This window comes from Bartonella sp. MR110HLJHH, assembly GCF_042194225.1.
Classification (GTDB): domain Bacteria; phylum Pseudomonadota; class Alphaproteobacteria; order Rhizobiales; family Rhizobiaceae; genus Bartonella; species Bartonella grahamii.
The window spans coordinates 26,503-49,261 of record NZ_JBHIMQ010000003.1 but is presented as its reverse complement, the minus strand read 5'-3'; the positions used below and the strand labels follow the sequence as shown (position 1 = coordinate 49,261).

Genomic DNA, 22,759 nt, shown 5'->3' with positions numbered 1-22,759 from the left:
TCTTTATAAAGCAATTATTTAAAAGTCTTCAAAACTATAAATCCACAACATTATAAAACCATTCTTACTGTTCTCATATGAATATTGCTATAAAAGTCTATCGTATTATTAGAAAATGCTTTACAAAAAAACAAACAGCCTTACCGAAAGGATCTCTGAATGAATAATATTATCGACGGAAAAAAACTTGCTGAAGAGATTATTGTGAAAGTTAAGGCCGAAACAACAAAGCTCCGCCACCACTATAATATACAACCTAGTATCGCTGTTATTATCGTTGGAGATGATCCCGCAAGTCAAGTATATGTCACCTCAAAAAATAAAAAAGCCGAAGAATGTGGATTTCTTTCAATCAAACATGTCGTTTCCAAAGAAACGCAAGAAAAAGAACTCCTTCAACTTATTGCAACATTAAATTCTGATCCAAAAATTCATGGTATTTTGGTACAGTTGCCTCTCCCTGCTCATATGAATACAAATCGCATAACACAAGCCGTTGCTTTCCAAAAAGATGTTGATGGTTTTCATTATATTAATGTAGGAAAACTCGCGGCAAATGCACTTGAAGATGCGATTATTCCCTGCACACCAGCTGGTGCCATGATGATGATTGAACGACACTGTGGGCAAGATTTATCTGGACTTGATGCTGTCGTTGTTGGACGCTCTAATATTGTTGGAAAACCTATGGCTGCCCTTTTAACAGCAGCCAATGCCACTGTGACAATTGCCCATAGTCGTACCCGTGACCTTGATGATGTGTGTCGAAGCGCTGATATTTTAGTCGCAGCTGTAGGCCGCCCACAAATGATTAAAAAAGACTGGATAAAAAATGGTGCAATTGTTATTGATGTTGGTATTAACCGCGTTGCTGCACCAGAAAAAGGTGTAGGGAAAACACGTCTTGTTGGTGATGTCGATTTTGAAAACGTAAAAGAAAAAGCTGCTGCGATTACCCCTGTTCCAGGAGGCGTTGGACCAATGACAATTGCCATGCTTATGGTTAATACACTCAAAGCCGCCGCGCGATCACACAATCTGCCTATACCAAAATTCTAAGAATTGTAACAATTCCTTGTATATGGTTTTATTGTACATGATTAAGCTTGTTTATTTTTGCATTTTTCATGTCATAAAAACAGATGCCCCTTGATCTGCACGATTAACGGATTGACGAAAAACATGAAAAAGTTCGCGTCCAACACCATGTTCGTTTTTTGAAAGATCAGGAGGTATGATTTTTCGCGCGTTAAATTTTGCTAAATCCTCCAAAAGAGTTAGTTTACCCTCATGAGCATCAAGAAAAACAATATCACCATCCTGCAAACGTGCAATGGGGCCATTATCCATTGCTTCCGGTGTCACATGAATGGCAGCAGGAATTTTTCCTGACGCCCCTGACATACGCCCATCGGTTATCAATGCTACCTTTTGACCGCGATCTTGTAAAACGCCTAAAATGGTCGTTAATTTATGAAGCTCTGGCATACCATTGGCTTTTGGTCCTTGATAGCGAATGACAGCGATAAAATCTTTATCATACAACACTCCAGATTTAAAAGATTTTTGTAGTTCCTCTTGATCATTAAAAACAAAGACTGGTGCTTTAATCTGCCAATACTCTGGTTTAACAGAGGAAACTTTTATAATAGCTGTTCCCAAATCTCCCGATAAAACACGAAGACCACCGTCAGGCTGAAATGGCTTTCTCCACCCTGCTAACACCTTATGATCACCACTTTCCTTGAGAGCCGCTTCACGCACCACATGACCATCAGCAGAAAGCTTTGCTTCAATTGCATAAGCAGTGAGATCTTTACCAAAAACCGTAGAAACATCTTCATGTACTAAACCTGCCTCGATAAGCTCGCGAATAATAAATCCCATCCCCCCAGCAGCATAAAAATGATTGATATCCGCTAAACCATTAGGATAAATGCGCGCTAAAAGAGGCACAGCAGATGAAATTTCTGCAATATCATGCCATGTCAATTTAATACCGCAAACAGCAGCTATAGCAATCAAATGAATCGTATGATTGGTAGAACCTCCTGTTGCATTTAATCCTACAATGGCATTTACAAAAGAACGCTCATCAATGATCATACCAAGTGGCCTATAATGATCACCAAGATCTGTCATTTCAAGTACACGTTTCGTGGCTTCTTTTGTTAAAGCATCACGCAACGGTGTATTCGCATTAACAAAAGAAGCTCCCGGCATATGAAGCCCCATCATCTCCAGTATCACCTGATTAGAGTTAGCTGTTCCATAAAATGTACATGTTCCTGGTCCATGATAAGAACGTGCTTCTGATGCTAGAAGTGTTTGGCGATCTATTTTATTTTCCGCGTAAAGTTGACGTATCTTCGCTTTTTCATCATTACCTTGACCACTTGTCATAGGACCAGCTGGTATAAAAATTCCTGGTAAATGACCAAATGTTAGTGCACCAATCAATAAACCTGGTACAATTTTATCACACACCCCAAGATACAATGCTGCATCAAAGACATCGTGTGATAAGCTTATAGCTGTCGCCATTGCAATTACTTCACGCGAAAAAAGGGAAAGCTCCATCCCCGCATTTCCCTGCGTAACACCATCGCACATCGCGGGAACACCACCTGCAACCTGTGCAACACCACCAACCATACGGGCCGACTCTTTAATTAAGTGAGGAAATTTTTCAAAAGGTTGATGAGCTGAAAGTAAATCGTTATATGCCGTGATAATGCCAATATTCCCAACGATATTTCCCTTCAAACGCTCTTTATCTATTGCACCACAAGCAGCAAAACCATGAGCCTGATTGGCACATCCTAAAAAACTTCGTTTGGGGCGATGAACTTGTGCTTTCGTAATACGATCTAAGTAAATTTCTCGTGTTGATCGAGAACGTTCATAAATCCTTCGTGTAACTGTGGCAATTGTCTTGGAAAGTGCCATATTCCCCTCCCTCTTTCATTGTTGCTTCCCCTCATTCATTGAGAGAGATTACGTTTTTATTCACCTTGTCTCTCATATTCTAATTCACTTATTTCATTATCTGCAGGCGACCAATAAACCTGCACAAGATGAGGGGAATTACGCAAAACTGCCCGAATAGGCATTTCTATTTCAGATCCATCCTGACAAGCTTTTTCAAAACAATCGCGTTTCTGAAAACCTTCGATATGGAGAATAATACAACGAGACTGCATAATAACTGGCAAAGTTAGTGAGAGTCTTGGCTCAACAGCACTCTTAGCATGAAGGGGCAAAACAAGTGCTTGTGTTCGCAGATCAAGCGCTTGCTTTAAACGATCAGCATCAGGAAAAAAAGAAGCCGTATGTCCATCACCCCCCATTCCTAAAACAACAACATCAAAGGGTTTAGGCAAAGTATTAATACGACTCGCCGCTGAAAAAGCAGCAAGTTCAGCAGTAATCGCTTTATGATAAAGCCCTACAAAACGCGCTTTTTCGGCAAAATTTTGTAACAAATGACACCGTACCATATGCTCATTTGAACGTTCATCGTGTGTAGGAACGAAACGTTCATCGACCAAAGTGATAATGATATTTTGCCAATCAATATCCGCTTTTGACAAATAATGAAAAAACAATTCTGGTGTTTTACCACCAGACACCGCTAAAACTGCTCTCTTACGCTCAAGAACAGATACACTAAGTTCTGCGGCTACTCGATCTGCTAATGCCAAGGCTAAAGTCTGAGGGGTTTCAAAATCTAAACGGTCAATATTCATTCTATACATACTTATTGCTCTAAACTAAATTGTTCCATATACGCCCATCACGTTCCATGAGAATCGTCGAAGCAGATGGCCCCCACGAACCAGCGCTATAACTGTGAAAAGGCTGTTTTATTGCTTCCCATCCCTTAATGATTGGATCAATCCAACGCCAAGCAGCCTCAACTTCATCGCGACGCATAAACAGCGTTTGATCTCCACGAATAACATCCATTAATAAACGTTCATAAGCATCAGGATTACGTTCAGAAAATGCGGAAGCAAAACTCATATCTAATGGAATGTGACGAAACCGCATACCGCCATAACTTGGATCCTTAATCATCAACCATTGTTTCACACCCTCATCAGGTTGGAGACGAATCACAAGCCGATTAGAAAAAATTTCATCTAAATCCACATTAAAAATATTATGAGGAATAGGTTTAAAAACCACAACAATTTCAGACATTCGCGTAAACATGCGCTTACCTGTTCGTAAATAAAAAGGCGTATTAGCCCAACGCCAGTTATCAATCTTAACCTTAAGCGCTACAAATGTTTCACTCTTACTCACTCTTCCCAGATCATCGAAATAAGACTCTACAGATATACCATTTGATAGACCAGAAAGATACTGCCCACGTACAGTATGCTGTCCTACATTATGTACATCAAGCGGTGTTAAAGAATGTAAAATTTTAAGTTTTTCATCGCGCACAGCATTAGCACTGTTGGTAAATGGTATTTCCATCGCAACCAAACAAAGTAATTGCAGCATATGGTTTTGGACCATATCCCGTAGAGCACCAGTGCTTTCATAATATTCTGTACGCCCCTCTAACCCTAAAGATTCAGCAACGGTTATTTGAACATGATCAATATAGTTGGAGTTCCATAGCGGTTCATAAAGTGTATTAACAAACCGCAATGCCATTAAATTTTGAACAGTTTCCTTCCCAAGATAATGATCAATACGAAAGATCTGCTCTTCATTAAAGACGCTTGCAAATGCATCATTAAGTGAAACAGCTGTTTTTACATCGCAACCAATTGGTTTTTCAATGATAATCCGTGTTTGTGGTGTCACCAAATCATTTTTTCCCAACTTCATCGCAATATCAGCAAAAAGTGACGAACTAACAGCCAAATAAAAAGCTCGAATATTCGCTGAATCTCGTGACAGAAGGAGAGCTAAATCCTCCCACCCTCGATTTGAGGAAGCATCAACAGAAACATAGCTTAAACGTGCAAGAAAACGATTGAGTTCTGTTGAATTGAGATCTTTTGGATGGATATGTTTTTCTAAAGAAGTGCGGACAAAATTTTGATATTCTTCATGACTTAAGGGAGTGCGGGAAGCCCCAATAATACGTGTTGGCTCACTGAATTGACCAACACACTGACAATGATACAAAGCCGGCAAAAGCTTGCGCGACGCCAAATCACCATTGCCACCAAAAACAATACAATCAAAAGAAGAAACTGGAATAATTTTATGCACCATGAACTTGTTTATTTTTCTATTCGATTATGAAATCCCATATCACTTATAAAAGCTTCGCTCATTAAAGCAAACAGATACTAAAGAAGCCATTAATTTGCTTCATTTCAAGCAATGTTTCCATCAAAAACGATCCATTAAAGAAAACCAACGCATTGCTAAAAATATAAGCGGATAACGCAAAACTCTTCCCCCCGGAAAAGATGAAATCTTCAAGTCTTGGAAATAGGAAAAACGTTCATATTTTCCAGTCAACCATTCTGCGTATAATTTTCCTATGAAAGGAGCCAGCATAACGCCATGCCCTGAATAACCACCACAATAAGTCATCCTTGAGAAAAGTTGTCGAACATAGGGCATGCGCTCAACTGTAATGGCAACCGTTGCTCCCCAACAATGGCTTAAATTGATAGAGTGTAATTGAGGATAAACTTCAGCAATTTGCCGTTTTATACGTTCATCTAAATTTAAAGGATGTTTATTATCATAACTTTCTACGCCACCAAATAAGAGACGATTATCAACGCTTTTGCGAAAATAGCGAACCATAAAACGGGAATCATCAACCGATTCCCCGCCTGCGAGAATTGAACTGTGCTTTGGTAATGGGTCCGTTGCTCCAATATAAGAACGAATAGAAACAATATTTTTTTCAATAAAACGCTCCAGACCAAGTTTATACCCATTTGTTGCAAGTAACACATGCTCTGCTGTTACACTGCCTTTTTCTGTTATCACTTTCCAATGGGCTCCCGTGCGCCTTACGGTCGTTACTTGTGACTTCTCATAAAGCTTAGCACCAACATCTTTAGCTTTTTTTGCCAATCCAATAATCAATTTTAAGGGATTTATATGGCCGGTATCCGCATCATAAATACCACCACAATAAAAAGACGATCCAAGTCGCCTAGATGTTTCTGCCCTATCCATAAAAGTAAGCGCATGATAGCCATAACGCTGCATCACCTCAATATGCCGTTGATAAGAGAGAAGCTCACGCCTTTTATGTGTCACAGAAAGCTGTCCTCCTATCAAATCACACGAACAATTAGGCATCGCGCATAAAGATAAAATATCTCTTTTAGCTTCTTCTGCTAAATCAAACAGAGCCTTACTTCGCTCAAAACCATACTTTTTTTCTAATGTTTCTACCCATTGCCGTTGTCCTGTTCCCAGCTGTCCACCATTGCGCCCTGAAGCACCATCACCAAAACGTGATGCTTCAAATAAAACAACATCTACTCCAGCCTTGACTAAATGATAAGCAGCCGACAGACCCGTAAATCCGCCTCCAATAATGACCACATCACACTGTCTGTTTTCACAAAAAGAAGGATAAGAGGGACGTTCTTTTAAAGTATCTTCATACCAAGAAATTCCTGGAGAAATTGAATTATAATCAATCATCGTCATAAAATTTAAACATTCAGCAGAAGATATTCACGCTCCCACGGACTAATTACTTCCATGAAAGTTTCAAACTCTTGTCGTTTGATTGCAGCATAAGTACTGACAAACACATCCCCTAAAATAGCACGTATCGCTGTATCTTGTTCAAACAAATTGACTGCCTCAATGAGTCCACGCGGTAACTCAATATTATCAGCGTTTACATTATTTGTTGCTGGCTCATCCGGCTCAATTTTTTGTTGCAAACCAATAAGACCACACGCTAGAGAAGCTGCAAGGGCTAAATAGGGATTCGCATCTGATGAAGGAAGTCTATTCTCAACACGCCGCGCTTGAGGAGCAGAACGGGGAACTCGAAAAGCTGTAGTACGATTATCATATCCCCATCTCAAATTAACAGGAGCCGAATTATCAGGGACAAGACGTCGATAAGAATTCACATAAGGCGCAAGCATCACAAGTACCCCTGGCATATGTTTTTGCAATCCACCAATAAAATGGCGAAAACAGATACTTTCTTCACCATTTTCCTGTGTAAAAATATTCATACCGGTTTTCTTATCAACAACCGATTGGTGAATATGCATAGCAGAACCCGGCTGCCCTTGAATGGGTTTTGCCATAAAAGTTGCATACATATTATGTTTTAGTGCAGCTTCACGAATTGTTCGTTTAAACATAAAAACTTGATCCGCTAATTCAATAGGATCACCATGACGTAAATTGATTTCAAACTGACCTGCTCCTTCTTCATGAATGAGGGTATCAATTTCCAATCCTTGTGCCTCTGAAAAATGATAAATATCATCAATCAAATCATCAAATTCATTCACACCGGCAATGGAATACCCCTGTCCACCACCAATTGAACGCCCAGAACGACCAACCGGTGGAACTAACGGATAATCAGGATCGGGATTTTTTTGTACCAAATAAAACTCAATTTCTGGTGAAACAACAGGGCTTAAACCCATTTTTGTGTAAAAATGAACTACCGTTCGTAAAACATTGCGTGGTGTGTAATCCACAACCTGACCATTTTGATACACAAGATCACAAATCACCTGTGCTGTGGGAGCATCTTCCCATGGAACAATGCTTAACGTAGAAAGATCAGGCTCAAGGCGTAAATCACCATCTGCTTTAGGATATTCAAAACCATGACCATCTTCAGGATAATCCCCTGAAATTGTTGCCATAAAAACTGCTGAAGGCAATGCCAATGATGTTTCCGATGTAAATTTTTTAGAAAGCATCATCTTGCCCCGTGGTACCCCTGCTTGATCAGGCGTAATACATTCAATATCCTCTACCTTACGGAAAGCAAGCCATTGTGAAACTTGTTCCCAATTGCGCACACCACGTAAACTTTTGAGAAAACGAGAGACAGGTTTAAAATTTTTACTTTTCGTTTGTTTACCATTTTTTACAGCCATAACATACCAACTTTACAAACAATCAAGTTCTATTCTTATAGTATCAGCCCCTGCATAAACGACACGAAAAAAAATTATCAACTGATATTTTTGAAGAATACTATAAGATCTATCAAGGTAAAAGAACTTTACGCTCAACAAGCTATCCTATCACCATAGTGAAAAAGTTGATATTACACGCGATACATCGGTGCGAACCTTCTTCTTATATAAAACAGCGAGAAATACCATATTGTACGTAACCTAATTCCGATTCAAATAATCATATATAAGCAAACATTGGCGAGAATAATAAAGGTGAGATATTTAATTTCCTTTTGGTTGTAGTAATGCTTAATTAAAAGAAAAGAAACTTTTCTTTTAATATGAAGCAAGTTTTGTAACTCTATTGTTATCCACATAGAAGTAAACACCCTAGGATGGTGAGTAGCCTTTACAGCTAGTGCTTACAAACACTCACCCCGCCGTAATATGCGTAAATGTATTTTCAGGACAAGACATACGCTTAGCATTTCCGACATGAAACTTAACCATCCCCTGCATAATAGAGCTATCAACCTTGTTCTGAGCGGATACTTATAGACTCTGCACTTATATCAATTCCCACCGCTTGACATTGCACTTCGCACACAATATTTAGGGCTGAAAATACAGTAGAGCATACCAAATCCAATAGATAGGATTTTTTGCTAATTGCGCCATGCGGGATCCAACATTTGATAGTCTCCAGCCCACTAGGAGGTTTGTTATTTATATCTAAAAAGCCAAAAAATCAGGATATGAGAACACAATAATATCAATTTCCTTTGAACTAACATCCTTCATCGTCGATCTTCCACCATCGTAAAATCTTTTTTGTATCAGTTGCTTTCATATACTTTGACTTATGATCTAGTGATACTGTGCATATTGAGTACACATCCCCAGAGCCCAGATTGTAATTAAGTTCGTACCATTCTGCTCTTTTATAGAGCTAATATTTGAAAATAAATAACCATAATCTTCAGATATAATACGCCTAGGTTCAATAATTACCGTAAGCTTATATAAATCACAACCCAATTGTGATAATGCCTCATAAATTTTACGAGGGTATTCGTCATTGACCGTCACGGCATCGCAAAACGCTGTGGAAATCGGATATCCCCCGCCTAGACTGATAAAACTTTTTTGATCCTTCAATGCGTAAATATCCTTTCCAGCCTTAGTTAAGGTGGATACTATTAACTCAGTCGAATTCAAATTAGAGCCCACATGCAAAGGCACCCTATTAAGCCTAGTCCTATTGGATTCTAGCAAAGATAATGCGGCACGTAACTCCGCCGCAGTCATACCAAAACGCGATCTATCCCCGTTTGCCAGTACATGGTACGATCTCAATGAGATTTTAGGTAATATGTCAAAATGGCGGGCAAGAGTGATGATGTCATGTAATTCGATAATATTATCACACTGGACATTTATATGTTTTCTAATAGATAATTCTATCTCTTCTCGAAGTTTTACAGGGATATTAAAAAATATATCTCTACCTTTAAAACCATCTTTTTGCGCTAATGATATTTCATAACCAGACGCAAATTCCAAGTCCCAGCAACATAACAATGATGCCCCGCACGTCCATTAAAATACCCTGCTTTTTCTCGCCCTAGGCATTCATAGCCCGACCACGTAAAACAGGATACCAATTACAATATCAGACCATAAGGCTGCAAGAGAAAGTTCTTTTATATTTTTATCTTTAGATTGCCTCTTAAACAAGCTAGCCTGTTCATATAGTAAGTTATATGTATAATACATATAACTTCTACAAAAGGAGGATTCATTATGTTCCGTGAAAATCTTTGGTAATACACTCGGGTGATTGGATCACCAGTCGCCCGTCAATAATATAGTGCAAGTTAAGAAATTGGGGGAGGTAAGCTATGCAACTCGTGGATCATCCTTTTGTGAAGTTCGATCAACTCAAGCCGATTTACGACTTCACATATCCGTTATTTTGCACTATTTTAAATGAATTTTACGATTACATAGACTTTAATAAACTAGCGCAAAGTAAGCAGATTCCACAAGCGCGTACCATTTCTCTTTATTTGCATATTCCCTTTTGCGAAACCATCTGTTCCTTCTGTCCCTTTCAGAAAGGGGCCTACAAGCACGTTAAGCAAATCGAATCTTATATGTCAGCGCTTACCACAGAGATCAGAACCAAAGGAAATTTCATTCGCTCGCTTAGAGGGCCCATCCGCAGCATCTATATAGGGGGCGGCACACCGTCGCTTTTGTCCGCAGATAATATCCGACACATCGGAAAAGTATTGCATGGCGAATTTGAGCTCTCTTCCTTAACCGAGTTTACACTGGAAAGCGAACCGAAGAGCGTCACACGTGATAAACTTTATGCTGCCCGTGAGATCGGCGTTAACCGGATCAGCTTCGGTATACAGAGTTTCATTGAGCGTTTCCGATCATTGTTTAACCTCACCTCAACACGTGAACAAATCAACAATACCGTGGCTTGGTCACAAGAGATCATTGGACATGTCGGTTTCGACCTACTATATGGCATGCACAGCCAGCAAGCCGAAAAACTATTATACGATTTGAAGCAAGCCAGCGAGATTCATCCTGAAACAATCAACCTCTATGCAATCAACAATCTGGCTATCACGTCGCAACTGCATAAGTCTTACGCACAAAAAGGGCTAAAGCCATCCAGCCTACAGCATCGACAGATGCTTCGCTTATTTAGCGACATTGTTATGCGCAGCTGCAGCTATGCGCCGTGTAATGGGCATTCCTATATCAAAATTGCCAATAACACTCCTCTAACGCTCGCTAAAACGAGTTCAGCTAATTATTTCCGCTATCACAAATATTTGCATGGTTATCATGACGATTATGTGGTTGGCTTCGGGGCGTCAGCACTGTCGGTTCTCGGCTCACTCGTCACACGAACCAATCCCTGTCGAAGCGGATACATTACCGACATACAACTTAAAGGCAAATCCAAAGTATACTACAATTGGGTATCAGCGGAGCAACAAGCCTCCAAGGCTTTGTGTATGCGGCTACCTTATAACGGTTATGCCAAAAAAGAAAGAATTGACTGGACCGCACTCCCCTCTTTCGTTTACAATAACCTACAACAGCTCATAGGTGCAGGTCTCATCGCAGAAAGTGATAACAATCTCCAGCTGACTCAGCGTGGTTGGCAATGGTATTCCAACCTTATGTATTTTCTTCTACCTCAGGCAGATGGGAATATCTTGGACGGCTATGTCTCAAACATGCTGAATACAACCGCCGTACTTGATGGACCTGCGGAAATCTGTGTGGCATCTTAAGGAGAAAAGAATGTTCACTCCTTTTGCCAATAAGAACATACGCTATTTTTGCCTAACCGTTAGTCTGCTCGCCTTACTCAGCGGTGCTTTGCGCACTGCCATCCCGCTATTAGCAAGACAATCTGGATATGGCGTAGTCGGAGTAAGTTGGGCGCAAGGTCTCTTCTCATTAGCGTGGCCAATTTTCGGAATCCTTGCAGGCACTTTACTTGATCGCTGCGACAAAATAAAACTTGCCACCTCGGCTCTCCTCATCTTCATGCTACTGCATATTGTACTGTTCGTACTGCTCATGATACAGATTGCTCCAGCCGAACAAATTTTCTTCTATGCAACCATTGCTGGATTCATCGTCGTTTCTGCCGAAGCTTATATAATGACGATTCCACCACTTATCATGGAGGGAGAGCGATTGATGACCTTCTACTCAATTGTCTTGTTTTTAGATTTCGGGGTCTCCTATTTTCTTGCCCCTGTCATAACAAGCAGCATTTTAGCGCATAGCACACTGCTATTTCTTGGCCTGTTAATCGTGCTTTTTATCACATTGATTTTTACCGCTCGCCATACTGTTCCGACATCGCCAACACCTGATAAAGAAAACATCACTTTTCGTTATATCATTGCCGGCTTTCGTTTTATTTTTTCAAATCGGCATCTTACCTCCCTTACATTACTCACATTCTTTCTATCGGTAGTATTTGGAGCATTCCTAACCTCGTTCATCTTCTTCGTTACCGACGGTCGGTATCTGGGCCTACATAGCAGCCAATATGGCGTGATGTTTGCAGCCTACGCGCTTGGTACAATGGCAGGTGCCCTATTTGCACCACATATACGCTATGCACCGGTGCGCCTAGCTGTTCTCACTGACGGTTTAGGGACGGTTATCTTGCTGCTGGTTCCAGCCTTTTCAAAAAGTGCTGTCGTCGTATGGGGCGTCACCTTTATCGCTGGCGTTGGAGCAAGCTTATGGTTTATTGGTGTTACCGCCTTCAGGCAGCGCCTCACACCAAAGCAACTTCTCGGGCGAGCTAATTCTGCTTTTCGAGTGATCGGCTATGCTGGAACGCCGGTCGGAAGCTTTTTGGTCGGCGTCTTTGGTTCTTTTATATCATTGCAGTTTGCTGCCACCTTTATCGCTGGACTACTATTGGTGGCTATCGCGATAACGCTTCCTTTTCTTTGGCAGGCTGATCATATAGACACACCCAACCCTGCCACAAGGTAACAGCTGCCTTTTAAAAAAGACACGGTCAAAAAAGGCACATATACCCTATTACGCAATCGATTGATCTGTTCTTTGGACGAGGAAATTATCACCGTAATGGCTGATAGAGCCAGCGGCACTAATGGAAGCAGCCAAACAAGCGTTAAAGGCAAAATAGCCCCTTTACGTTGCATTGGGCGATGATCTCAACGCCTATATGAAGAATGCAGAGAGCTTATAGCGTACGGAGCGCAATTCTTAACTAAAAACTCCACCCTAGCAATGCCCACTTATACTCCAATTAATCCGTCACCCGCTGGACATCAAATGCCTCACCCCTTTACTGCTCCTCAAAATACATTTTGCTGCACTTACGCGCCGTATTCTTCCTTTGTAATTAAAAGAGCAGCCCTCCTTTCCTAATTTAGGATCTCTGCCTACACAACGCAGCAACAGATGCGGCCATATATGCAATCACGCCTTAGGACCTGCATAGTAGAAAGCTTAGTTCGAGAGATTCATAAAGCCTATATCCCAATAAATTTGCCACCCAATCCACCTTTTAAAATGGCGGCTTTATATAAACCGTTAGAGCAAGCTATGAAATCCTTAGGTGTATTAGAAATAATTGGCGTTTTTTACCTCAGACCAATGTTGATTGACTTTTACTCGTGCATATACGCAAGCGGTGCTACTCTTTTCTCAGATAGAAAGGACATAATCGTTACCATCTGACCTATTATTGTTTGAAAATAAAGAAAAAGTATCAGTGTGACTGATGATATTGAAGAGCTATCTCATTATGTGGCTGTACTTAATTACGACATTGGGAAGCTAGACACGCAATCACCCATTTCTGCGCGCCTTCTGCATAATATTCATAAGATTTTATTACGCGGTACGTCCAAAAGCCTTGGCGAATTTCGCAAAGCACAAAATTGGCTTGGCGGTACGCAACTAAAGACAGCGTCATTCGTGCCGCCCACTCCTACCACAGCCCCCCACACTCTCTACCACCATCCCCCGCTTAGAATCGCGCCAACTCATTACCAGAGCCTCGTTAAACACCACACCAGTATCAAGGGCGGTAAAATGCGCCTTGCCGCATTTAATCTTCAGCATTTCTTTAAGGCGCAAATCAAACTCGCTATTCGTTCCTTTTGTTTCCAGTACAAAATAAAGCTTTTGCGCGCCATCTCACTCTAAAACACCCCCAAATCCGGCGTGTAAAAGCCTATGAGCGTCACGATTTTAAAGCTCCTTGGCAATTTAAAAAATAATTTTACTTCGGAGGCATTATCATTAATTTTGCGCAAATTCTTTCTCAATATTACTCTTATAAACCACATGATCATTACACTCTTCTCACTCACCAGAGCTGTACGCTCTAAATTCACCAAAAGTTAGCTACTTGCAAAACATTCTTGCACACTATAGTCTTGGCCAGCTAGTTTTAAATATTTAATACCAGCAATAGTAAGATTGACATACGCTTTATCGAGGATTTCCTCCGCGCACTCTAAAAAAGCTTGCGTTTTTTTTTGCAAAATCTAATACGCGCCCACTATTTAACAAAACATCAATATCACAAGCTTCTTGATATGCTCGTTCGCGATATTTCTGGCTAATAGCCGCACAATCATTTGGCGCATTCAAATCGGTAAGCATCTCTACTAAAAACGATGGACAGCTCTTAATTTCGACTCAATCCATATAAGGTGACCCACACACTATTTTTTCCTTTGTCTTTATGTAAGTCATAGGCAAGTCCCTATTCAACAGTATCTTCACTTTCAAACCTTCTCGTCTTTTATTAACTTTTTATCAGCATAAAGCCAAGCCAAATTAAACGGGATAATTAAACATATACAAAGCAAGGTGAAACAAAAAGCTGCTTCTATACAAACATTGTTTGCCAACCAACCAATCAGCACAAGCGCTAAAATACCAAAAATACGTGCAAGAAAACTAACAATGGATAAAACCGTATTTGCATTCTTTTGTTGAATATGTTTAAAAAATTCTGCTTCAAACTGCGTTACGGGGACAGAAAAAAAACTGTGAAATATGGTGAATAAAATAATGGGGGCCCAACTGTTTGCAACGAGAAGCAGAACAAGCATAACAACAGCACTCAGGACTAGTGAGTACAAAGTTATCGCCATAGGAGCGTATTTTTGCATAAGATATTTAATTACAAAGCGATTAAATAAGTATTTTACGAGAGTATAAGACACAAAGCACAGGCCAAGAATAAGAATTTTAGTCTTTTCTGTTGCATTGTCTAATACTCCTGTTTGTCCCAAAATAAAAGGTTGCCAAAAATGAAATATTGGCTGCAATGCAGCAACAATAAAACCACATATCAATATATAATATAACCCGATTTTTGAGGTAACTAAATAAGCAAAAGCTTCTGTTGCATGCAACAAAGAACCTGAGTCTATTGGCTGACTATCCGAAACGGATGCAATACCTATCCCCGTCACCCGACTAAACAAGAATACAAGTACGAGAAATCCGAAAGAACAAAAATAATATGCCGACTGATAATTATCCATACACAAAACAATAAGAACACCTAGCGCACCAGCAACCGTATTCATGAATGCCGTTAGTTCCCGCTTATAGGCGTTTACTTGGTGGTAAATCAAACGACCCTTGTAACCACTGCCGTCGATTAAGCCTTTAATCCATGTGCTATCAGCGCCAGAACATAAAGCAAAGCCTAAAGCATAAATAATTTCTGCCGGAATTAAGACAGAAAGATTAGGCGCGTAGATACATAAAAAGAAGAAGAGCGAAAAAAAGAAACATGATAAGATAACATTTTGTTTAACGCCGATTTTATCTCCTAAAATCCCACAAGGCACTTCAAAAATACAAATAGCTACGCTAAACACAATTTGCAATAAAGCTAACTGTGTTATGCTAACACCCATAGACAAGAAAAAAAAAGCATGGAAGGAACCTGTAATCAGCCGAACCCCGCTCATTGCCGCACAGCCATAGAGCAACTTTTTAACTTCATAATTTATCGTCATTAATATATCCAAAAGCTATAAAGCTGCCAGCTTTATATATTCTAAAACCTCAATTCAGAAGGGAGCTTCGAGCAGCCATTTTCTGCTCACTTGCTCGGGCTTTGAGCGCAGTAACATCACCCCGCTTAATTTGATTTTTTCAGTTGTTTATACATATTTTTAGTTTTCATAACTTTACCTCCTGTATTAGAAGTGTGGATTATAGCTACCTTTTGTCGATTTATTATCTTGATATAAAAAGCTTTGCTCTCTTCCCCGCGCTCACGTTAAGTATTTCATGCACCAATCATTCTGCAACAACCACCGCAGCACTTGGAAACTCATGCGCCGCTTCGGGCAAAGTACGCTTATATTCACGCCAATTTGTCACCGGCTGGTCGTTAAATGCAACGCTCGTTTGCAGTGCAGCAAAATGCGCTTTGCCGCATTTAATTTTCAGCATTTCTTTAAGGCGCAAATCAAACTCGCTGTTTGCCCCTTTTGTTTCCAGCACAAAGTAAAGCTTTTGTTCGCCATCCCGCTCTAAAAAGACCGCCCAATCAGGCGTATAAGAACCAATGGGAGTGGCTATTTTAAAACTTCTTGGCAGTTTAAAAAACAATCTGACTTCAGGATCATTTTCAAGACTTTGTGCAAACTCTTTCTCCACACTGCTTTCATAAACCACATGATCATACACACTCTTCTCACTCACAACAGCTGTACGCTCTAAATTTGCCACAAGTTCTTCACTGGTAAAAAGCTCTTGCACACTATATTCTTTCCCGACCAGCTTTAAATATTTAATGCCATCAATTGTAAGATTAACATGGGTTTTATTGAGTATTTCTTCTATGCGCTCTAAAAAAGCTTGTGGATTTTTCACAAACTCATGCTCACGACCACTCTTTGTCAAAATACCAATAATTGTCTTTGCGGTTAATTTCAACTTTAAGGTCAGATAATGTACAATGTTCGGCAGTGCACACAAACTATAATCAAGCGTACTCTGCTTTAATAACTGCTCTTCGTAGGTCACACCAGCACTATCCAGTTCTATCTCTGCTGTCTGATAAACCAAATGCGCGGGCGCAACTGGCGCCATTTTTTTCACTGCATCCACTGCTTTGGCAACAAACTCTGTACGATCAAGCTTTGCACGATAAGTGGTTTTTTTATTGATCTTCTCCCACAAGGACAAAAACTCGGGCGAAGCCACTGTTTGCTTTTTAAGCTTAACCCGCACCTCGCGCGCAGCATTACGAATAATCGGCATGGCTTGGATCGCCTCTAGCGCCTGCAGCACAGCCTGCTTTTGCCCTTTACTAAAACGTTCACTTAAATCCAACGCTCCAGTCGCCCATTGCGCTTTTAATGTATCTGTGATTTTTCCTGCTGATGTAAGCAAGGCTTTTTCACGCAACTCAACCAATATATCAGCAGCCTCTTGCAAAGACAGAATCTTTGTTTCCGTCACAGCTGTCATATAAATCAGATCTTGCAGCGTCTCAACATTAATAAGTGCGCCTGAATCAATTTTTTTCATAATTTCTTGACGTAATTCGCGTGGCATTTCCTCCGCCCCTATAGCTTCAAATTCGCTCGCCACTAAATCCTGATCTACTTTAACCATACCCGCCTCGTCAATCAAATCTTTTGCAACAAGCGTTTTAATAATTTTTTGTGCTTGTGGCACTTCCACTTTAGCGGCTGCATATTTTACATCTTCATAAATACGGCCAACCAACTCCTCCATCTGCAATGTACCAAATTTATAACCAATATCCGCCTCTAATTCTTTTTGCAATGTACTCACAAACTCAGCAAAGCTTTCATTCACCATGACATGCAGCACATTTATATTTTTATCTTCCACCCGCTCACCTTGTTGGTTTACACACAAACGCAAACCGCGACCAATCTTTTGCCGCGCGGTAAAATTCGATTTTTGCTCAATCAACATACACACTTGAAACACATTCGGATTATCCCAGCCTTCTCTTAATGCCGAATGCGAAAAGATAAAACGCAAGGGGCATGCAAAAGATAATAACCACTCCTTATCGCGCATAATCGTGTTATAAGTGTCATCATCAGCTTGGCTGTCGCCCTTTGTATCCTTATACACGCCTTTCTTGTCTTGCGAGAAATAACCGCCGTGTACGTTTCGAACATTTTGCGCAAACTTAGTTCGCAAGGAGGCATATTTCTTTTTCGCCAACAGCTCTTCATAACATTCTTCAAACATACGCTCATAAAGTGCTGGCTCTTCATCATTGCTACGATATTTAGCCACCTCATCAATAAAAAAAAGTGATAAAACTTTAATCCCTAAAGGCGCAAGCCGCAATTCTTTATCTAAATGTGTTTCTATAGTGCGATAAATTTGCGCGCGTTTAAGCTCTACTATATTCACATCACCAAGCGCGTGGCCAAACTTGACAATTTCAGTATCAGAAAACTCAACGGCTTCATCCCCCGCCATGCAATTGATACCCGAAACAATATAACCCCTATAAAGCTCACGCCCGCCCGTAACGCGATACAGATCATCGCCTTGTCTCACTGTAACTGTTTTGCGGCTCACAGTGCCATTCTTTCCCGCAATATCCAACTCTAAGCGCGCCTTAAAGCCATGTTTGTGTGATACGGATTTCAAGGCAATATAGGGACGGTTAAAATCTTGCTCTATCTGATTAGAAGAGACACAAATTTGCTTTACCAGTCCTTTTTGATAAGCATCAACTGGTGTTAAACGATATAAAAGATTAATCTCATCTTTATGCGTGGCACTATAGCGAAAAACACAAAGCGGGTTAAGGCTTGCAATAGCCTCCTTCGCTTTTGCTGTATTATCCACCGATTGCGGTTCATCTATGATCACAATCGGATTTGTGTCTTGGATATAGCGCATAGCACTTTCGCCATTCAGTCTATCTTGCGGAAGGTTGATAATATTTTCTGCTTTTTTAAATGCATCAATATTGATAATCATAATTTCAATATTGGTAGAGCTTGCAAATTGGCGAATTTGCGAAAGATCTTTTGAATTATAAATAAAATAACGATAGGGCAGATTATCAAACTCTGCTTGAAAATGCTCCCTTGTTACCTGAAGTGATTTATATACCCCTTCGCGAATAGCAACACTTGGTACGACAATAATAAATTTGGTAAAGCCATAGCGTTGATTTAACTCAAAAATCGTCTTGCTGTAAACATAAGTTTTGCCTGTTCCCGTTTCCATCTCAATAGAAAACTGCTTTTGCTCTAGCGTCTTACTCGCCAAGAGTTTATTGTTCTGTTGCACCTCTTGTAAATTTGCTAATATGCTTTCATCACTAATTAATAATTGATTACCATAACCAAATTCATTTAACGCTAATTGTCCTTGTTCTGAATGCAAGAAAATAGAAGAATTCCGTCGTGGTTGGCCTTTAAATAAATCAATGACGCTTTTAACCGCATCATTTTGAAATTCTTGTTGTTTAAATTTAAGTTTCATATCGCCGCCCCAATCGTCTCTCTATAGTTTAAATTTTATCAAAACTTACTTCATTGTCTTTAAAGATAAAGTCGCAATTAATAAGCGCCTCATCACTTTTAAAGGCCGCATCAAGCGCTACGATTTTTACGGGCAAATACTTTATCATCTCTTCCGCATCTTCGGGTTCAAAGGGCGGGTCTATGGCTATAATTACCAAGACATCGCCTTCGCTCTCGCCTATATAATAGAATTTTTTGCCATTGATTGGTAAAGAATAAATTTTAAAATCCAGTGGCCAACCATATTTAAGTATGATTTCGAAGATAATATCTTGATGAGAGCGCTCGGGATTCACCCCCTGCAAAATATGATCCAAGCGCATTTGCAATTGTTCTTTAACATCAAGTGCATTCGGATCAATCGGGCTATCGTCCCATATGGAAAAGTTGGAACTATCGAGCTCTAGAACGCGAAATCCGGTGTCTAGAGGCTGCTCACTTGTGAGTTCTGCTTCATGCTTTTGCTTGATTTGTGCACCAGCGCGGCGAATACGTTCAATACCTATATCGCAGATAGTTTTATAACCAGCTTTATAAGCTTCGCTCTTCTCATCACATAATTCAGGCAATTGCACCATAATGAATTTGCGATTACCACCATCTTCGGCATTCAAAGCCATCACTGCATGCGCCGTTGTACTAGAACCAGCAAAAAAATCGAAAATGATGTCGTTGTCACTGGTCGTCTGTTCAATCAATTGCTTTATAAGACTCACACCCTTGGGATGATCAAAAAATTGGCCGCCTAAAAGTTCTCGTAATTGTTTGGTCGCTATAAAATTCATATCTGTTTCAAGCATTGTACTAAATGGTTTAGTTTGAGATTTAACTTCTGTTTGATGACGTTTATAAGTAGGCGTACCTTGTCCGTTTTTTGGGAAGATCACCTTGCCTTCTTTGATGATGTTTGCCATTCGTCCTTTTTCATAAGCCCATACACGATTGGGATTACACTGGTAAACTACACCCGTTTGTGGATCAGTAATCGGGTAATTAAGATTTGGCCGCTCTGATGCTGTTTTATTGCATGTCAAATTATCAGCCATCCAAGGCCCGCGCGGGTCATTATCGGGGTTGGTATAATTTGCAAAACTCTTTTGTACTCCACTAAAAACAGTGTGCCTGCGACTATAACACAAAATGTAATCATGGTCTGTACTTACATTGTTTTGCGCATCATTAGCACCAGTGCGTTTCCTCCACACCAGCTGCGCAACAAAATTCTCTTCGCCAAACACTTCATCACATACTTTGCGCAAATTATGAACTTCATGATCATCTATTGAGATAAAAATCACCCCATCGTCACGCAATAAAGTCTGTGCCAAACGCAAGCGCGGATAGATCATATTGAGCCACGCAGTGTGAAACCGCCCCATTGTCTCAGGGTTCGATTTTGTCGTTTGGCTCGTCACTTCCTTATATCGCGCCAATGGGTCTTTAAAATCATCACCATAGATAAAATCATTACCCGTATTATAGGGCGGGTCTATATAGATCATCTTCACTTGGCCAAAATAAGCCCGCTGGATAAGTTTTAACACTTCAAGATTATCGCCCTTAATATAAAGATTATGTGTATTATCAAAGTTTACGCTCTCCTCGCGCTTCGGGCGCAATGTCGCAAATGAAGGCTTTTGAGCAAGCTTTAAACTTGCTCCTTTGCCCTTCCATTCAAATTTGAACTTCTCAAAATCATTATCAATATATTCGCCGCATAGATTAAGAAGCTGATCTATATTGAGCTTTCCCTCAGCAAAACATTGCGGAAAGGCTGCTTTTAACTTTTCTATGTCTGGATTAACTGGACTTTGACTCATGCCCTCTATTTTATCTTCACCTGCTATTATACTCATCTTTGCGCTTCTCCGTTACGCTTAGTATAAAATATGTCTATGAATATTTCTTTTTACTTACGCAAGTCAGCTAGATCAATTCGCATTACCACATGCGGCGATTTTATATTTTTTCTTGTGTGCTATTATGGCACTTATAAACATTATCAGTAAGCTTATCAATTGTCACAAACACATCCAAAATATGTCTATATTTTAGCATTGTCATATTTCTGACAAATCGAAGAGCTGTATCGTCAATTTGACGACATGCCACCATGGGTAATTTAAAAATTGCGTCACATGTGGCTTGGTCAAGCACATACAAGTACTATCACTGTCAATTAAAACATAAATTTCTTCATCATTTATTTCGACGCAATAAAAACCAATTTCACAAGAGATTATATCAGCATCCACTTCTAGTTCTCCCTTGTCCGTGCAAGCAAGATTTGTTAAAATACCTTTTACGGAGAGTAAGAACACCCTCAAACGCCCGACAGCATGTTGAAAATCCTCCCCATGCCATAAAACGCTTTACCTTTATAGGTCTTATACTGTGCGCCAGATTCATAATAAAATATAGCTCTTATCATTTTGTCCCTGAATAATTTATGTTGCCTTATCAATCATATAATTAGGCTCATGTGCAAACCATGCTTTTATAATCTGCCATAGGAATGTATTAATCTCTTGCACTCGCTCCTTAAATATATTGCGGCATGATTTTTACATTATCAGCAACGTTGGTATTAATTGCCAACCTTCATGACAATAAGCTTTAACAAAGCTTTCGCCTGCTTCTTTTTGTCGTCCAGTGAGCTAAACTCTTGCTCTAAGCCTTCTTCGGTGAATTTACGTCTATATATAGCGCCGCGTATTGATTTTATCGCTTGTTTAAGCACTTTTCTTGTCCCCTGTCATCCTCTCATCCACGCCTTAAAAGGACAAAAAATAAATGGCCATTCCAATTGATGTCGGTAATATGCTTGGCAATAGCTTTCAAGCTTTTGTAAATCTTTCCCTCATATTGATAGCCTTTTGGCACCACAAGCACATGATGCGTTTAGCCTAAATAATCGTCACTGAAATAAGTGTGTCATAAGGCTTTGGACTCCTGCATTGACGTATACTTTACAGTGGCTATTTCTTGCTCTAATTGCTTACAACTCATTGTCTAATCCTCTCAACACATGAATGTTCTATTTCCTCGATTAGTCAGAAATAGTGTGTGTTCACAAAGTTAGACCAAAATGCAATTATGTCGAAAAATAACCAACGCTCAGCGCAAAAAAACAATTTATTCTTTTGCATTGGATAGCTCAACCCCCTCCACGCTTAGAACCAATAAACCTAAGCTTATTGATCACGTTTTTCTGTATACCTCAATCGATCAAACACAATTTAAATAAACTCCTCAATAATGACGGTATCTGCTAACTATACACCTAAGCTTGTTACTGCTATAAGTCTACCGCGCACCCAAAACGAGAAATTTATATCCTATTGAAAAAAATAATAAATTTAGAAGATCCCTTCTTAAACGAAGTCTCGACTAAATAAGATGGTTTGGGTATTTTTAGCAAAAAGAGAAAAAAATTCACTGTCTCAAGGAACTTGAGCTACGTTATCGATCATATGCAAAAAAGGCTGAGAAGTGCAGATTTCTTAAAGAAACAAAAGAAATGAGAATAGTTTTATAAAGGAAAACGGT

Annotated in this window: 17 protein-coding genes; 3 read left to right on the top strand and 14 right to left on the bottom strand. The window is 39.9% G+C overall.

Features of this window, described 5'->3' with window-relative positions:
* Positions 1 to 159 precede the first annotated feature (159 nt).
* Positions 160 to 1,059 (top strand): bifunctional methylenetetrahydrofolate dehydrogenase/methenyltetrahydrofolate cyclohydrolase FolD, encoded by a 900-nt coding sequence (gene folD, locus ACFIKB_RS03360; RefSeq protein ID WP_375652830.1) that lies wholly within the window; start codon positions 160 to 162, stop codon positions 1,057 to 1,059.
* 66 nt (positions 1,060 to 1,125) lie between these two features.
* On the opposite strand, the gene edd is transcribed toward folD, so the two are convergent.
* The 6 genes from edd to ACFIKB_RS03330 form a co-directional block, all read right to left on the bottom strand.
* Positions 1,126 to 2,949, bottom strand: a complete 1,824-nt coding sequence (edd, locus tag ACFIKB_RS03355; RefSeq protein WP_375635800.1) for a phosphogluconate dehydratase — start codon at positions 2,947 to 2,949, stop codon at positions 1,126 to 1,128.
* A gap of 56 nt (positions 2,950 to 3,005) precedes the next feature.
* Positions 3,006 to 3,758 (bottom strand): 6-phosphogluconolactonase, encoded by a 753-nt coding sequence (gene pgl / locus ACFIKB_RS03350; protein ID WP_012754781.1) that lies wholly within the window; start codon positions 3,756 to 3,758, stop codon positions 3,006 to 3,008.
* Positions 3,759 to 3,768: 10 nt separating this feature from the next.
* Positions 3,769 to 5,241: a glucose-6-phosphate dehydrogenase gene (gene zwf / locus ACFIKB_RS03345; protein WP_375652829.1), complete on the bottom strand. Its 1,473-nt coding sequence runs from the start codon at positions 5,239 to 5,241 to the stop codon at positions 3,769 to 3,771.
* A gap of 120 nt (positions 5,242 to 5,361) precedes the next feature.
* The gene (locus ACFIKB_RS03340; protein WP_375644610.1) at positions 5,362 to 6,645 is read right to left on the bottom strand and encodes an NAD(P)/FAD-dependent oxidoreductase; all 1,284 of its coding nucleotides are present in this window, start codon (positions 6,643 to 6,645) and stop codon (positions 5,362 to 5,364) included.
* Between the two features lie 11 nt (positions 6,646 to 6,656).
* Positions 6,657 to 8,084, bottom strand: coding sequence for a glutamine synthetase family protein (locus ACFIKB_RS03335; RefSeq protein ID WP_375635802.1), 1,428 nt, complete (start codon positions 8,082 to 8,084; stop codon positions 6,657 to 6,659).
* Between the two features lie 891 nt (positions 8,085 to 8,975).
* Positions 8,976 to 9,671, bottom strand: a complete 696-nt coding sequence (locus ACFIKB_RS03330) for a hypothetical protein (RefSeq protein WP_375635803.1) — start codon at positions 9,669 to 9,671, stop codon at positions 8,976 to 8,978.
* Between the two features lie 338 nt (positions 9,672 to 10,009).
* Here ACFIKB_RS03330 and ACFIKB_RS03325 point away from each other — a divergent pair, with 338 nt between their 5' ends.
* Positions 10,010 to 11,431 carry a coproporphyrinogen-III oxidase family protein gene (locus ACFIKB_RS03325; protein WP_375644555.1) on the top strand — a complete coding sequence of 474 codons (1,422 nt, stop codon included), beginning with the start codon at positions 10,010 to 10,012 and terminating at the stop codon, positions 11,429 to 11,431.
* A gap of 10 nt (positions 11,432 to 11,441) precedes the next feature.
* Positions 11,442 to 12,662, top strand: a complete 1,221-nt coding sequence (locus ACFIKB_RS03320; RefSeq protein WP_375652828.1) for an MFS transporter — start codon at positions 11,442 to 11,444, stop codon at positions 12,660 to 12,662.
* A 793-nt stretch (positions 12,663 to 13,455) separates the two neighbouring features.
* On the opposite strand, the gene ACFIKB_RS03315 is transcribed toward ACFIKB_RS03320, so the two are convergent.
* The 8 genes from ACFIKB_RS03315 to ACFIKB_RS03280 form a co-directional block, all read right to left on the bottom strand.
* Positions 13,456 to 13,614: a hypothetical protein gene (locus ACFIKB_RS03315; RefSeq protein ID WP_375652827.1), complete on the bottom strand. Its 159-nt coding sequence runs from the start codon at positions 13,612 to 13,614 to the stop codon at positions 13,456 to 13,458.
* On the bottom strand, positions 13,611 to 13,778 hold the full coding sequence (locus ACFIKB_RS03310) for a hypothetical protein (protein ID WP_375652826.1): 168 nt from the start codon (positions 13,776 to 13,778) through the stop codon (positions 13,611 to 13,613). The genes ACFIKB_RS03315 and ACFIKB_RS03310 overlap by 4 nt, the downstream gene beginning before the upstream one ends.
* Before the next feature lie 65 nt (positions 13,779 to 13,843).
* Positions 13,844 to 13,990 carry a hypothetical protein gene (locus ACFIKB_RS03305; protein ID WP_375652857.1) on the bottom strand — a complete coding sequence of 49 codons (147 nt, stop codon included), beginning with the start codon at positions 13,988 to 13,990 and terminating at the stop codon, positions 13,844 to 13,846.
* 145 nt (positions 13,991 to 14,135) lie between these two features.
* Entirely contained in the window at positions 14,136 to 14,297 is a 162-nt protein-coding gene (locus ACFIKB_RS03300) for a hypothetical protein (protein ID WP_375647182.1), read from the bottom strand.
* Between the two features lie 137 nt (positions 14,298 to 14,434).
* Positions 14,435 to 15,685 (bottom strand): MFS transporter, encoded by a 1,251-nt coding sequence (locus tag ACFIKB_RS03295; RefSeq protein WP_375652824.1) that lies wholly within the window; start codon positions 15,683 to 15,685, stop codon positions 14,435 to 14,437.
* A gap of 286 nt (positions 15,686 to 15,971) precedes the next feature.
* Positions 15,972 to 19,169 carry a DEAD/DEAH box helicase family protein gene (locus ACFIKB_RS03290; protein WP_375652823.1) on the bottom strand — a complete coding sequence of 1,066 codons (3,198 nt, stop codon included), beginning with the start codon at positions 19,167 to 19,169 and terminating at the stop codon, positions 15,972 to 15,974.
* Between the two features lie 28 nt (positions 19,170 to 19,197).
* A complete protein-coding gene (locus tag ACFIKB_RS03285; RefSeq protein WP_375652822.1) occupies positions 19,198 to 21,066 on the bottom strand; it encodes a site-specific DNA-methyltransferase in 1,869 nt (622 codons plus the stop codon).
* A 907-nt stretch (positions 21,067 to 21,973) separates the two neighbouring features.
* Positions 21,974 to 22,102 (bottom strand): DUF2924 domain-containing protein, encoded by a 129-nt coding sequence (locus ACFIKB_RS03280; protein WP_375635809.1) that lies wholly within the window; start codon positions 22,100 to 22,102, stop codon positions 21,974 to 21,976.
* Positions 22,103 to 22,759: the final 657 nt, after the last annotated feature.

What these genes read in the sequence shown, in the direction of transcription:
- folD (WP_375652830.1), top strand. Translation starts at nt 160, where the DNA reads ATGAATAATATTATCGACGGAAAAAAACTTGCTGAAGAGATTATTGTG.
- ACFIKB_RS03335 (WP_375635802.1), bottom strand. Translation starts at nt 8,084, where the DNA reads ATGGCTGTAAAAAATGGTAAACAAACGAAAAGTAAAAATTTTAAACCT.
- ACFIKB_RS03295 (WP_375652824.1), bottom strand. Translation starts at nt 15,685, where the DNA reads ATGACGATAAATTATGAAGTTAAAAAGTTGCTCTATGGCTGTGCGGCA.
- pgl (WP_012754781.1), bottom strand. Translation starts at nt 3,758, where the DNA reads ATGTATAGAATGAATATTGACCGTTTAGATTTTGAAACCCCTCAGACT.
- ACFIKB_RS03320 (WP_375652828.1), top strand. Translation starts at nt 11,442, where the DNA reads ATGTTCACTCCTTTTGCCAATAAGAACATACGCTATTTTTGCCTAACC.
- ACFIKB_RS03285 (WP_375652822.1), bottom strand. Translation starts at nt 21,066, where the DNA reads ATGAGTATAATAGCAGGTGAAGATAAAATAGAGGGCATGAGTCAAAGT.
- ACFIKB_RS03305 (WP_375652857.1), bottom strand. Translation starts at nt 13,990, where the DNA reads ATGTGGTTTATAAGAGTAATATTGAGAAAGAATTTGCGCAAAATTAAT.
- edd (WP_375635800.1), bottom strand. Translation starts at nt 2,949, where the DNA reads ATGGCACTTTCCAAGACAATTGCCACAGTTACACGAAGGATTTATGAA.
- ACFIKB_RS03290 (WP_375652823.1), bottom strand. Translation starts at nt 19,169, where the DNA reads ATGAAACTTAAATTTAAACAACAAGAATTTCAAAATGATGCGGTTAAA.
- zwf (WP_375652829.1), bottom strand. Translation starts at nt 5,241, where the DNA reads ATGGTGCATAAAATTATTCCAGTTTCTTCTTTTGATTGTATTGTTTTT.
- ACFIKB_RS03340 (WP_375644610.1), bottom strand. Translation starts at nt 6,645, where the DNA reads ATGATTGATTATAATTCAATTTCTCCAGGAATTTCTTGGTATGAAGAT.
- ACFIKB_RS03315 (WP_375652827.1), bottom strand. Translation starts at nt 13,614, where the DNA reads ATGACGCTGTCTTTAGTTGCGTACCGCCAAGCCAATTTTGTGCTTTGC.
- ACFIKB_RS03325 (WP_375644555.1), top strand. Translation starts at nt 10,010, where the DNA reads ATGCAACTCGTGGATCATCCTTTTGTGAAGTTCGATCAACTCAAGCCG.